The organism is Vibrio sp. Isolate23 (genome assembly GCF_022398095.1).
Taxonomy (GTDB): domain Bacteria; phylum Pseudomonadota; class Gammaproteobacteria; order Enterobacterales; family Vibrionaceae; genus Vibrio; species Vibrio coralliilyticus_A.
This window is the reverse complement of sequence record NZ_JAKEUV010000001.1, coordinates 1,155,028-1,167,658: the sequence shown is the minus strand read 5'-3', so window position 1 is coordinate 1,167,658 and position 12,631 is coordinate 1,155,028. Positions and strand designations below refer to the sequence as shown.

At 44.1% G+C, this 12,631-nt stretch carries 12 protein-coding genes; 8 read left to right on the top strand and 4 right to left on the bottom strand.

Annotated elements, in window-relative coordinates:
- The first annotated feature begins 98 nt into the window (after positions 1-98).
- Positions 99-1,007, top strand: a complete 909-nt coding sequence (locus L1D31_RS05240; protein WP_239836004.1) for an EamA family transporter — start codon at positions 99-101, stop codon at positions 1,005-1,007.
- Positions 1,004-1,597 (top strand): NAD(P)H-dependent oxidoreductase, encoded by a 594-nt coding sequence (locus L1D31_RS05235; protein ID WP_239836003.1) that lies wholly within the window; start codon positions 1,004-1,006, stop codon positions 1,595-1,597. The genes L1D31_RS05240 and L1D31_RS05235 overlap by 4 nt, the downstream gene beginning before the upstream one ends.
- Positions 1,598-1,654: 57 nt before the next feature.
- Here L1D31_RS05235 and L1D31_RS05230 read toward each other — a convergent pair whose 3' ends face one another.
- Positions 1,655-2,221, bottom strand: a complete 567-nt coding sequence (locus L1D31_RS05230) for a hypothetical protein (protein ID WP_045985990.1) — start codon at positions 2,219-2,221, stop codon at positions 1,655-1,657.
- 171 nt (positions 2,222-2,392) lie between these two features.
- Positions 2,393-3,085, bottom strand: coding sequence for a flavin reductase (locus L1D31_RS05225; RefSeq protein WP_239836002.1), 693 nt, complete (start codon positions 3,083-3,085; stop codon positions 2,393-2,395).
- Positions 3,086-3,418: 333 nt separating this feature from the next.
- Here L1D31_RS05225 and L1D31_RS05220 point away from each other — a divergent pair, with 333 nt between their 5' ends.
- The gene (locus L1D31_RS05220) at positions 3,419-3,724 is read left to right on the top strand and encodes a DUF6482 family protein (protein WP_239836001.1); all 306 of its coding nucleotides are present in this window, start codon (positions 3,419-3,421) and stop codon (positions 3,722-3,724) included.
- Here L1D31_RS05220 and L1D31_RS05215 read toward each other — a convergent pair.
- Entirely contained in the window at positions 3,718-5,259 is a 1,542-nt protein-coding gene (locus tag L1D31_RS05215; protein ID WP_239836000.1) for a sodium/solute symporter, read from the bottom strand. The two genes, L1D31_RS05220 and L1D31_RS05215, sit on opposite strands and share 7 nt — an antisense overlap.
- 339 nt (positions 5,260-5,598) lie before the next feature.
- On the opposite strand from L1D31_RS05215, the gene L1D31_RS05210 reads away from it, so the two are divergent.
- The 3 genes from L1D31_RS05210 to L1D31_RS05200 all read left to right on the top strand — a co-directional run bounded on the left by L1D31_RS05210 (position 5,599) and on the right by L1D31_RS05200 (position 9,056).
- Complete coding sequence (locus L1D31_RS05210; protein ID WP_239835999.1) at positions 5,599-6,894, top strand: MFS transporter; 1,296 nt, start codon at positions 5,599-5,601, stop codon at positions 6,892-6,894.
- A 95-nt stretch (positions 6,895-6,989) separates the two neighbouring features.
- Entirely contained in the window at positions 6,990-8,006 is a 1,017-nt protein-coding gene (locus L1D31_RS05205) for an ester cyclase (protein ID WP_239835998.1), read from the top strand.
- A 171-nt stretch (positions 8,007-8,177) separates the two neighbouring features.
- Positions 8,178-9,056 (top strand): AEC family transporter, encoded by an 879-nt coding sequence (locus L1D31_RS05200; protein WP_239835997.1) that lies wholly within the window; start codon positions 8,178-8,180, stop codon positions 9,054-9,056.
- Here L1D31_RS05200 and soxR read toward each other — a convergent pair.
- A complete protein-coding gene (gene soxR, locus L1D31_RS05195; protein WP_239835996.1) occupies positions 9,027-9,494 on the bottom strand; it encodes a redox-sensitive transcriptional activator SoxR in 468 nt (155 codons plus the stop codon). The genes L1D31_RS05200 and soxR overlap by 30 nt on opposite strands.
- A 119-nt stretch (positions 9,495-9,613) precedes the next feature.
- On the opposite strand from soxR, the gene L1D31_RS05190 reads away from it, so the two are divergent.
- Together L1D31_RS05190 and L1D31_RS05185 are read left to right on the top strand one after the other, a co-directional pair.
- A complete protein-coding gene (locus L1D31_RS05190) occupies positions 9,614-10,825 on the top strand; it encodes an MFS transporter (protein ID WP_239835995.1) in 1,212 nt (403 codons plus the stop codon).
- Between the two features lie 140 nt (positions 10,826-10,965).
- Positions 10,966-12,558, top strand: coding sequence for a bacteriohemerythrin (locus tag L1D31_RS05185; protein ID WP_239835994.1), 1,593 nt, complete (start codon positions 10,966-10,968; stop codon positions 12,556-12,558).
- Positions 12,559-12,631: the final 73 nt, after the last annotated feature.

Sequence of the window (12,631 nt, the reverse complement as noted above, 5' to 3'; positions counted from 1 at the left end):
AAGATACTTGATAAAAAGATAAAACTCCATTACTTTATAAAAAGTATCTTTCACAAGAGATACTTTTTATAAAGACAAATGCTCGGATGGAGGCACACATGAGGCGTACTCAATTATTCATTACATTAGCGATGACGGCCCTCGCTCCAATTGTTTGGGGTAGCACTTACATCGTTACAACCGAACTGTTACCTAAAAACAGCCCTTTACTGGCCTCAATGCTACGTGCTTTGCCTGCCGGAATATTATTAGTGTTATTTTCTCGCACTGTTCCGAGGGGAAGTTGGTGGTCCAAATTGGCTCTACTTGGCTTGCTCAATATCGGGTTCTTCTTCTACTGCTTATTCTATGCCGCCACTTACTTACCCGGTGGAATGGCAGCATTGATCATGTCCATACAACCTATATTGGTCATGGGGCTGAGTGTGGTACTACTAAGAAACAAGCTAACAGCGATTCAGTTGATAGCCAGCGGTTTAGGGATAGGTGGCATCGCAATGCTCGTCGTCAATAACCCTGGTCAACTCAATACCTCGGGAGTTGTTATGGGGCTGCTCGGTACCATTAGCATGGCACTAGGCGTAGTGTTAACAAAAAAGTGGGGACGACCTGAAAATATGTCCTTACTGAGCTTCACTGGATGGCAATTGTTGTTTGGCGGGCTGATGCTACTCCCTGTCGCCATCAGTGCCGAGGGGCTCCCCCAACAAATTACACTTACAAATGTTATCGGTTACAGCTATTTAGCGATTGTTGGCGCCATGCTCGCCTACTCACTTTGGTTCCGTGGAATTGAAAAGCTCAGTACAGTTTCGGTCTCATTCCTTGGTTTTCTCAGTAGCGTTTCAGCTGTGACGCTCGGCTACCTATTTCTCGACCAAACACTGACTTGGCTACAGCTTATCGGAGCGTTAAGCGTATTAATTTCGATTCTACTGGCTACATCTTCACCATCACATTCAACAGAAAAAACCAATACTTCATTTAATCGAGAGGAACTCGCATGAAACTTACTATTGTCTCAGGCAGCCAACGTGCTGACTCACAAAGCCTAAAAGCAGCTCATTATTTATCGACACTAGCAGAAGCTGATTTTACGAATATCGATATTCTCGATCTCCACCAGCTCAATTTACCGTTATGGAATGAAGGTGTATGGACGGGTAGTGAGGAATGGGCTCCTTGGCGAAAGATTGCCACCCAGCTACAAGACAGTGATGCGTTTGTTTTCATCACCCCAGAGTGGCACGGCATGGCAACACCAGCTCTAAAGAACTTTTTAATGCTATCGACTGCTAAAGAGATGGCACACAAACCTGCTTTAGCCGTCAGTATCTCGGCCAGTGTTAATGGGGTTTATCCTATTAGTGAGCTTCGTTTAACCGGCAGTAAGAATAATCACGTGTGCTTTATTCCGGATCACTTAATCTTTCGCAACGTGGAAAGTCTGTTCAATCCAGATGGGAGCGTAAATGATGTGAACTTTCATGGTCGTAGTGAGTATACGATGAAGCTATTATCCGCTTATGCGCATGCACTAAAGCCAATACATCGGGATATGGTGGAGGCAGGAAAGCCATTTCAGTATGGAATGTAAAAAGAAGTGAAACATTCTTGAGCACATTCAACCGTGCTCAAGAATTTAAGCTATTTATCAGCCTTTAACATTCGGCTGATAATGATACCTTTCGATGTTTTCACCAGTAATTACCTGGATTTCAAAAGGCTCACTGGTATCTAAACCATTGGTCGCAAGTTTGGAATCGTTACGCCACAGGCGTGATGGGTAATCCATATTCGGTACGTCACCAACAGCATCAAATACACCGCGCTGTACGACTTTTCCATCTTGCACTAATTTAACTTTGTACAAATCGCGGCTAACCGAGTTAATTGTTTCACCGTATACTCGTACAATAAATGCACCATTCGAATAAAGAGAATTTAATAGCTGAGTTTGATGCTCAACTTTCTCTTGCGACCACAGACCACTTTTCGCCTTTTTAGTGTATATCCCTTTTGATTGCTCACGAGAAATATACTCAACAGATGTCACCATAGATTGAGACTGATCGAACGCCATATTATAAGTAGTATTATTGACATCAATCTCGAACTGTTTATTTAGGTTATTCGCATCCTTTTGTACAGACGTGTTTGTGCTCTGACAACCAGTTAGTGCGACTAGTACTAAAGCACTAACTATAGAGCTTCTAAACATTGTTACTCCAACAACTGACAATTTAGTTATAAAACGCGGTGATTATACATATTAACAACTTATATAAAAGTCATTTATGGGAGCAATCTAATACTTATTAACTAATTAGTTGACAAGGTGAATAAAACTTAGGCGTTATTCTGAGAGATGTATTAATAATATCATTGAATTCTATAAATCCGTTTCAGATTTCAAAGCTAACCAAGAAGAAGGATCCCCTTCTAACGTCAGTGGGTGTAATGGTAAACCGGGCTTTGCATAGCTAAGTCGATACAACCTTTGAGTTACATGGTAACTATCTAGCCCAGATATAGTGACCGACTCCATCGATTCGATGTCGACGTATCCATCTGGTTGGATAAACTGATCCGGTATCAGGATTTCCTCAACTTCTCCAATAATTAAGCACGTACCGTTTGAAGTGATATCAATGTATTCACTGAGCTTTAAACCGATTTTTAAGTTGCTCTCCAACACATATGGAGCGGGAAAATACTCAGAAAAGTACGGTGTTAGCCCTGTCTCATCAAACTCTGACTGCGTCCTTGAGTACCGTGCTGATGTTTGATGTGCTGCTCTTGCAATGTCTGATCCCACCGAGTTGATAGAGAAAAAACCAGATTGCAAGACGTTCTCAAGAGTGTGCCTGTCAACGGTATTTGGCCTACTGACAAAACCAAGAAGGGGAGGCGAAGAACCAATATGGACAACCGAACTAACAATCGCAAGGTTGTTGTTGGCCTGTTCATCTTGGGTTCCAATTAAATTAGCGCTTTTAAAGCCAGACAAACTGTTTATTAGCCTAGCTCTCTTTCGTTCATCCATGGCAGAGAGTTGAGACTTGGTAAAATTTTTATCTTTCATTATTTATCATTTGAATCCTCTACGACATCAGTTAATAGCACATAGTTAAGCCGCTAAATAGGAAAGAAGCAGAAACAATATCGCAGTCACTACCAAGGTTGGCTTCAGCATAATGTACTCTCCAAAATTCATAATTCGAACTCTTTCTACGGCTCACGTATTCCATCAGATCATTGGTCCCTTACACACGCGTGTTTGCGGCTGTATTGAACTGTGAACCATTGGTCGCGTTAGCGAGATGAGGTTAATCTTTTTCACCGTATTCTTCGTATCAAAGCTGGTACGAACAATCGATATAACCCATCAGTTAATTAGACACAAATGGTGAGCGCAGTGAAAATGAGTTTGAGTAAGCTAGAAAAGTTCTTCTTTATTGATAAGTTGATTATTCACTCTCTGGATTTGTCGTTGTATCAGGCATCTGTTGTGATAGATGAGGAAGAATATTATGTAGCGGATGAGCAGGGGCAAATACTGAAAGCCTTATCAGTGGTTGAAATGCAAAAGAAATGTTCAAAGTTAAATGTCACTAAGCAATTCATGCGGCATACCAGTGCCTACGACGAGATGGTAGGTAACCCAGTAAGTAACTTCACTAATGCTCTAGAAATTCTATTAATCGATAACGAATACTATTGAAGAGCTGTATACAACCAGTCTGGAAGAATGAAACTGGCAGAGACAGTAATGATGGCAAACAGCAGCAAACCGTAATGGCTGATGTTAGGCGTTGCAAAAAGATGCTTTTGATTTTGAATAAAGGTGACTTGTTCGGAAGAATTTCGGCCCCAAAAGCGGCTCGAAACAATACCAAACGCTAGAAAAACTATAGTGCCAATGGGGGCAAACCAAGGCCAAGCCACCTCTGCATACCTCGCTGCAAACACGGCAAATACACTGGTAATACTGCCTACAATCACCCCTATCTCGTTCGACCTAGACCAAAACAAACCAAGCACAAATGAGCCTAGTCGAATGCCGACAAAAATGGACGTGAGGCTGGCAATAGTTTTCAAAACAGATTCATTGGATACTGCCAGTAACGCAGGCACGACGACCATCGCCGCAGAAAGAAGGCTCGTCTTACGCGCAACTGACTGGTAGTGCTGAGCTGTTGCGTCGCGTTGAATAAAACGTTTATAGATATCGAATGTAGCCACTGTTGCCATTGAGTTGTAAGTAGAGTCCAACGTCGACATCGCAGCGGCAGCCAATGCCGAAATAATCAAACCTACAACGACTGGATTTGTATGGTTAAAAACGAAATCTAGAATCACTTCATTACTATTATCAAAGCTTTGATCTTGATAAAACACACTGAGCAATACGCCGATCAAGGCAAAAAAGAGATAAATGAAAAAGGCGCCATACCCACACAGCAGCATCGACTTCTGCGCAGTGTGTTCATTTTTGGTTGCCAATGTTCTTTGAATAATGAGCTGATTGGTGCCATAAACACTTAAATGTAGAAAGCTCACAGCAACCACCCCTGCCCATAACGTTGTATCAATACCCAGATCAAAGTCTGCATTGATAATATTGAGGTACTGCTTCGAAAGGTGCTCTGCGGTATTGATATCCATCAGTAAGATAACCAGTATGGCAATACTTCCCATTACTAACACCACAGATTGAAGCATGTCTGTCCAGATGACTGTTGATATACCACCCGCATAGGTGTAGCAAGCAGTAAAAAGACTGATATAGATAATAGCTTCGGAAATAGAAACGGGCAGGACCTGGACAAGAATCAGGGCGACGGCATACAGGATCACGCCAGCAGAAATACACTGAACAATCAGAAACACCATTGAGTTGATCGTTCTGGCATAAACACCGAAGCGCAGCTCTAGATACTCATAAATTGAGGTCAGACCGAGCTTATAGAACACAGGAACAAAGAAAATAACCGCAAAGAAAATTACGATGGGATAGTTGAGGTGGATACTCATCGCTTCCATACCCGAGCTGTACACCCAACCTGGCATTCCTACAAACGTCATTGCGCTAATGTAAGTCGCGAGAATCGAAACCCCAGCAGTAAACCAACCAAACTGCTTATCTCCAGTAGAAAAATCCCCACCAGCACGGCCACGTTTATTAACTAAGTAGCTGATCAGTATGGTTATAAATATATAAACAGCAATAATTGCAAAGCTTGAGTACGTAACCATTTTAAAATTTCACCTGATAGCATAATGCCGTAAATCACATACTCATCATACTTAAAAGGATCTGACACTAGGCATTTCTTCACCATTACTGTGATTACTGTCACTTGATTTGATTGCTTTTCGCACAGTAACTGTTATAACACTCAAAATGTCGATCTTGATCACCAAAAATAACAAAATGGGTACGCACTCATTTTAAAGTTGATTTTGATCACGGATCCAATCACAGCAAAAAAACTATGATCCACAGCGAAATACAGAGTGGTCAGATCCGAGAACGATCGTTTTAATTCTGACTTACAAAACTAAAAAACCGAGTAAAATAGAGGTTTATCGGTCATGAATTCGAAAAAACACATGAGCGAAGTTCCTATAATTCAAAGGGTCACCGCCTATCTAGCGATACTAGTCGGATACTTTTTCTATTGTTATAACTTTGTAATTATTGACTACGTACGCCCATACATTGTTGAAGCCTATGACGGCATTAGCCTGTCTGATACTGCTCAATTCTACACCTGGCAGTCAGTAGGCGCGCTGATCGGGGCGTTGAGTTGTGCCTGGTTTGCGACCAAGTTTGGTAAAAAATCAACTTTGATTACCATCACAGCTCTAAACGGCGGTGCCACCATCATCAATATGATGTTTACCGACTACACAACCTGGGCAGCGATGCGATTCATTATTGGATTATCGTTGGGTGGCTACTTTACGGTGGCAGTCAGCTTAATGATTGGCCTATTTACCCCAACGGTCCGAGGTAAGCTAACGGCATTTGCTTCATCGATGTTCTCAGTCGCTCTGATGGTGATGGGGGCTTATGCAGCGTTCATTTCCAGCATTGATGCTCCATGGGAAAGCTTGATGTGGGTCGGCGGTATCCCTCCATTAGTCGCCGCAGTAGCGATGATTTTTGTCCTACCAAGTGACAAAAAGGTCATCGCCTATGGTGAAGAGGAGCAGATTTCTGAATCAGGCACATCCACTCCAGCTAAACAAGGTTCTTGGGGAGAAATGCTCAGCAAGCCCTATCGCACCTTGACCGTCACCTGTCTTTTATTGGCAGGCCTTAACTTCTATGGCTTCCAATTCTTCAGCGGCTTCGTAACCACTTACCTGAAAGAAGTTCGTCAGTTTGATGGAGCCACTATCGGAGTCATCTTCTCCATTTCTGCTTTTGGGTCTCTATTTGGAGCCTGGGTTTGGGGAGCAATCGCCGACAAATATGGACGAAAAGTGAACGCGTTTGGTTTCATCCTTGCAGGTGTGATGGCGTCAGTGTTCTTCATCGCTCCAAGTGATGTCATGATCGGAAGCCTGAACATGCTGGCTATCCTCGGTTTAATTTACAATTTCGGCTTATCTTCGTCAGCAGTATGGGGTGGCTATTTCTCTGAGCTATTCCCTGCACACCTTCGCAGCTATGGCGCTGCTCTGTTCCATGGTGGTCGAATCATCGGCATGTGGGCGCCAATGGTATTGATCTTTATTCAGGAACGTACCGACCTACAAACTGCTATGTGGGGCTCACCGATTGTATGGATTGTCGCAGGCTTGCTCTGGCTATCACTGCCAGAAACCTTGAAAGGTGGCTTATTCGACAAGAAGAAACGAGCGCAAACCGCTCAAGCATAACTGAATCAGATTTTCCGGCCTGAACACTGGGCCGGTTCCAAAAACTTTTCGAGTCCTGTTCCAACATCTGGCTCGACGTATCAAGAGAGCAAATTATGGCTAAATATCAAGAAGCAAAACGCGTCGTGCGTGATTATTTCGACGCAATGGAAAACGCGACTCATGAGAATGTTGCAGAAGTACTAAAAGCATATACCTCAGAAGATTACTTATGGCGCGGAGTCTACCCTTTTCGCGAGCAAGAAGGAGCTCAAGCTGCCGCTGAGGTTTTCTGGACACCGTTAATGAAATCAATAACACGCATGCAGCGCCGTCAGGATATTTTTATTGGCGGTAACAACGAAATCAATCCTGATGAAATTTGGGTAATGAGCATGGGGCACTTTATGGGCCTATTCGATGCAGAGTACCTCGGGATGCGCCCAACAGGGAAGATCATGAACGTTCGCTACGCTGAGTTTAACTGCGTAGAAAACGGTAAGATCACAAAAACAGGTTTGTTCCTCGATCTGCTTGGCATGATGGAGCAAGCTGGCTGTTACCCACTTCCTCCTTCAACTGGTCAGCATTTTGTTTATCCTGGGCCACGTAATCATGACGGCCTGCTATTTGAAGATGCCCAACCGGAAGAAGGCCAAGCAACTCTCGACTTGGTTAACAAAATGGTCGATGACCTATCTTCACTGAACGATAGCGGCGCTATGGGGTGCCCACCAGAAGTTCTCGAAAAAAGTTGGTCAAAAGACATGATTTGGTATGGTCCGTGTGGTATCGGCGCTTCTTACACAATTCCGCGTTACCAACAACAGCATCAGCTGCCATTCCGCAATAACTTGAAAGACAAGAAGTTCAACGGTCACGTTTGTCGATTCGCAGAAGGTAACTTCTCTTGCTTCTTCGGTTGGCCAAATCTTTCCAATACGCCAATTGGAGGCTTCCTTGGAATGACAGGTGGTGAAATCCGTGCTGACATGCAGGTGGTTGACGTGTACTACCGTGACGGTGACAAACTGTCTGAAAACTGGGTCTTGATTGATCTTCCATACTGGCTGAAACAACAAGGCCTTGATGTCTTTGAGCGCACTCAAGCAATCCTAAACCCTTCTCTGTAATTATCCCTCAATGCCTGAGCAACTCTTCGTTCAGGCATTGAATCTCAACCGACATACACACTCAGAAGTAAGGCATCTGAACGCAACAAAGCTTTTGTTAATCTCATCGCGTTAAATTATCCATTTATCAGGTACTTTGCTTAAAGTACTCAATCGGATTCAAGGACGAATATGTTGGAGCAGGTTATCGGGATTCTATTCCCGGTCTTCGCGTTGGTTTTAGTCGGTTTTTCTGTTGGACGCTGGCTCAAGCCTGACTTTCGCCCAATCAACCGCATCAATATGGATGCGTTTACGCCAGCATTAGTGTTTTCGTCATTAGTCTCAATGCCGTTGGACGCCGAACAAGTCCCGTTGCTCAGCGCTTCATTAATCGCGGTACTCTTGCCTGGGGTTTTAATGATCCCCATCTGTAAACTTGCAGGCCTGCGTTATAAAGCATGGGCTCCCCCTCACATGTTTCGTAACAGTGGTAATCTGGCGATTCCACTCTTCACCTATACCTTCGGTGATACAGCCTTGGCATCCGCAGTGCTATTGTTCGTTGTTTCAGCCTGTATCCACGTGAGTCTTGGACTCGCGCTGCTAAGTGAAGGAAACCCTTTTAAGCAAGTCATTCGTATGCCGGTCTTTCTCGCTGCATTTGCCGCCATGGTGCTTAACCTAAGCGGGAGCGGTGTGTGGGAACCACTTTATGAAGCGACGGCGTTGCTTGGCCAAGCGGCAGTGCCAGTAATGCTACTCTCACTGGGCGCGCAAATGTGTCATATGCGACTGAGCGGGCTTAGAGTGGGGATTTTCTGCACTCTTCAGTCTCTGGCAACGGGTGCGGCCGCTTTCTGGGTAATTTATACCTTTATCCCTCTGCCAGTCATGCAGTTACAAATGATGGTGCTGTTTACTATGCTACCACCCGCCGTCATGAATTATATGTTTGCAGAACGATTTAACATCGAGCCGAATCGTGTGGCATCCATGGTACTATTTGGCAACTTCTTCAGTATCCTGACACTACCATTGTTACTGACTTTCGCTTTGTCCCTCGGTTGACCATTCTTCAGGATTAGTGAGCATTGTTTTCCCTTTGAATGTTTCAGATCGGATGTCCTGTGGGTTATAAATGGCACAAGATTCCATCGATAAGCAGCCACAGCCTATGCAGCCTCCAAGGTCATCCTGTAATGCTTTAAGCTGTTGAATTCGGTGATCCAGCAAATCATGCCAACCTGAGGCCATGCGCTCCCATTGCTGACGATTGGGTGCTTGATGTTTAGGTAAATGAGACAGAGACTGGGCAATCTCTTCCAGTGTCAGTCCGACTTCCTGCGCCGCTTTTATTACTGCGATTCGACGTAACACACTGCGGTGATAGCGACGTTGGTTGCCTTGATTCCGCCAACTGAAAATAAGCCCCTTCTGCTCGTAAAAATGCAATGCAGAGACTTTAACCCCAGCACGCTTTGCCACCTCTCCGACGGTCATTTCCATATACCTCTCCTTCCTTTCTTTCTGGCTATCTCAGTTAAATAAACACAAAAAAGCGCTTTACCTTAAGTTAACCTGAGGTTTTAGAGTAACACCAAGTTGGCTTGCAGTGGAGAATAACAATGCAATTAATTATGAAAAATAGAACCATGCCCTACTTGAGTGGCCGTTTCTTTGATGGAATTTCTTCCGGTTTATTTATGATGGCTTTACCTTGGGTCATGCTGGAAACGCCAGGCATGGGCCCTTTTGTGGCTATGGTCGCCTTAGCGTGTACAGCAATTTCTTTTTTCCTGACCCCTTTGTTTTCCACTCTTATCGACAGGCATTCAAGAAAGTCGCTTTTGGTTATCGTTCAGCTTGTGCAGTCATTAACCGCTTTATTCGTTCTTATCGCCTATTGGCTCGGCTTTGATTCTAACTGGCTACTTGCCGCTGCACAGCTTGTGTTCTGGGTTTCCAGTAACCTCGCTTGGACAACAAACAATGCTTTTACGCAGGAAAACTATGACCCACATGAGTACGCGGCGATTTCAGGCAAACAGGAAATCATTCTACAGGGCACTACGTTGGGAGCTGGCGCATTAGGGGTTGTTTTACTGCAAATCTGGGGCATGCTTGAATTCGCGGCGTTTGCCGCGGCAGCGTCTGGCTTATCAACGTTAAGCTATCTAGTGACGCCATATCGTCAGAAATTGCGTCAGAGCAAAACCGCATCCTTTATTGGCCAAATGAAAGAGAGTAAGGATATATTCACCGCTCAGCCTCGCTTTTACGCATTCTTATTACTATCAGCATTGAGTTATCCTATCCTGACCTTTTTGGGTAAGCTGGTGCCGATCTGGTTTTCAGAAATCGGGATCTCGGGAGACTGGTATGCGGGCTACAACATTGCCTTTGGTTTAGGATCATTGATGACAGGTTTGTTTGTCACCAAATTGCTCAAGCTGGCATCTCACCAGTCCACCATGCTTTACTCAATGGCCATAGCGTCCGTAATGCTGATTGGTATGAGCTTCTCTGCCCACCCAGCATACTTATTGATATTCACACTGTTTTTCGGTTCATTTAACGCACTCAATCGCATTGCCCGAACTAACTGGATGCACCACACAATTAGGGTCGAGCAGAGAGGTCGAGCCGATGGTGGTCTACAAATGTTTGCGACCATGGCACAAAGCATAAGTTATACGGTGATCGCATTCTTAAGCCATTACGGCCTCACACAATATGGCTTCATGCTGGCTGCGGTCACCATGATTGGGGCTGTGCTGATGATGAAACAGTTAAACAAACGGGACGATCTTGCTCCTGAGATCGTGGTTCAAAACTAAAAATTCATCAGGCAGTCTGAGAAATTCAGACGGCTTTTACAAAAAATAATAAGAATACGCACCTACTAGGTAGGGATATCCCAATATTTCGCCTAAGTTTATTAGGTAGAACAGTGAATATACCACCAAGGAGTTGGTGCATGTTTAACAGTGTTGCCGAAAAGTTCAGTCAGTACAATCCTATCCAATGGGTTGTGCTCTTCTCTCTTCTTGCCTTACCCGCCGCGATATACTTATTTCATGCTCAAGCTTGGCTTGGGCTACTACTTCTTATTCTTTACCATAGCGTGATGCTGGCGATGTTTTATGCTTTAAGTCAGATGCTTAATCAAGTACGAAGTGCTGCGAGACAACTCTCAGAGGGTGATCTCACGATTCGTATCCCAGTTGACGATCCCGACTCACACTCTCTATATCGTACCGTCAATCGAATTGGTGAAGATATTTCTCGCACCGTTCACGCACTTGGAAAATCGACCGATCGATTGCTCGATGTTGCAAATACCGTTCAAGAAGATTCTGAAATATCACAAGCTGGGGCTATCGGACAGAAACAAGACGTCGACAGCGCGAAATCTATTACCAGCCAGCTTTCAGACATTACCCAACAAGTCTCTGAACATTGTGAGTCGACCGCTAAGTTAGCCAATGAAGCTAAATACAAAGCCGATCAAGGTTCACGCGACATGGTGGCACTGGAAGAAGCACTCAACAGCGCCAACCAACACATCGAGAATTCTAATGAGCATTTTCAGTCTTTAATGGAAGAAACCACACAAATCAGCCAAGTTATGGAGACCATAAGCAGTATTGCTGATCAAACCAACTTACTGGCACTCAATGCCGCCATTGAAAGTGCACGAGCAGGCGAGCAAGGACGTGGTTTTGCTGTGGTCGCCGATGAAGTCCGCACTTTGGCGATGCGAACTCAGGAAGCTACTGAAGAAATCCATGAGAAGATCAGTAACCTTCAAGCAAAAACTGACGATGTACTTGAAACAATGAAGGAAAACAAATCTAGTATGGACAAGTCTCTCGCTCTAGCTTCTACAGCAGAGGAGACATTCAGAGAGCTCAACCTTCAAATTGATGAAGTGCGCTCATATGGCCAGCAGATTGCTAGCTCTTCAGAAGCTCAGCTGAATCAAACTCAAGATCTTGATCATTGTCTTCAGCAAATAACCCAAGAGTCAGACAATAACGTACAATCTACTCGCGAAACATTACGTGCCAGTATTACTGTTCGTAACTTATCTGGTGAGATTAACTCTTTACTTCATAGATTCGAAACGGATCACAAACAAATCCAACAAGAAGAAGCCAAGCGCGACAAACTGATGGAGTGGAATGATCAATTGGATATTGGGTTGGATGAGATCAACCGCCAGCATCAGACTCTACTTCATTTGATTAATGAGCTGTACCATTTACTCAGACACAATTATGGGCTGCCTTCAATCAAGCGTGTCGTTCAAGGCCTTATCGACTACACGGCTAATCACTTCAAGTACGAAGAAACACTTTTTTCTCAAATTGGCTATGAACAAACGCAGGAGCATATTGATAAGCACGCCCAACTTGTCAATGAGGTGCTAGCGTTTCAGAAACGGGTTGAACGTGGGGAAGACATTGGTGAAGAGTTGATGAGCTTTCTCAAAAACTGGTTAAGCCATCATATTATGAGGGAAGATAAAGCCTATACAGATAGCTTCAAACGAAATGGATTAAATTGAACCGTCACCAAACTGCACAAAGCATTATCGCTCAGCATATCGGCTTGTCGCGATCCTACTAAGGCCAATGAAA

What these genes read in the sequence shown, in the direction of transcription:
- L1D31_RS05240 (WP_239836004.1), top strand. Translation starts at nt 99, where the DNA reads ATGAGGCGTACTCAATTATTCATTACATTAGCGATGACGGCCCTCGCT.
- L1D31_RS05235 (WP_239836003.1), top strand. Translation starts at nt 1,004, where the DNA reads ATGAAACTTACTATTGTCTCAGGCAGCCAACGTGCTGACTCACAAAGC.
- L1D31_RS05230 (WP_045985990.1), bottom strand. Translation starts at nt 2,221, where the DNA reads ATGTTTAGAAGCTCTATAGTTAGTGCTTTAGTACTAGTCGCACTAACT.
- L1D31_RS05225 (WP_239836002.1), bottom strand. Translation starts at nt 3,085, where the DNA reads ATGAAAGATAAAAATTTTACCAAGTCTCAACTCTCTGCCATGGATGAA.
- L1D31_RS05215 (WP_239836000.1), bottom strand. Translation starts at nt 5,259, where the DNA reads ATGGTTACGTACTCAAGCTTTGCAATTATTGCTGTTTATATATTTATA.
- L1D31_RS05210 (WP_239835999.1), top strand. Translation starts at nt 5,599, where the DNA reads ATGAATTCGAAAAAACACATGAGCGAAGTTCCTATAATTCAAAGGGTC.
- L1D31_RS05205 (WP_239835998.1), top strand. Translation starts at nt 6,990, where the DNA reads ATGGCTAAATATCAAGAAGCAAAACGCGTCGTGCGTGATTATTTCGAC.
- L1D31_RS05200 (WP_239835997.1), top strand. Translation starts at nt 8,178, where the DNA reads ATGTTGGAGCAGGTTATCGGGATTCTATTCCCGGTCTTCGCGTTGGTT.
- soxR (WP_239835996.1), bottom strand. Translation starts at nt 9,494, where the DNA reads ATGGAAATGACCGTCGGAGAGGTGGCAAAGCGTGCTGGGGTTAAAGTC.
- L1D31_RS05190 (WP_239835995.1), top strand. Translation starts at nt 9,614, where the DNA reads ATGCAATTAATTATGAAAAATAGAACCATGCCCTACTTGAGTGGCCGT.
- L1D31_RS05185 (WP_239835994.1), top strand. Translation starts at nt 10,966, where the DNA reads ATGTTTAACAGTGTTGCCGAAAAGTTCAGTCAGTACAATCCTATCCAA.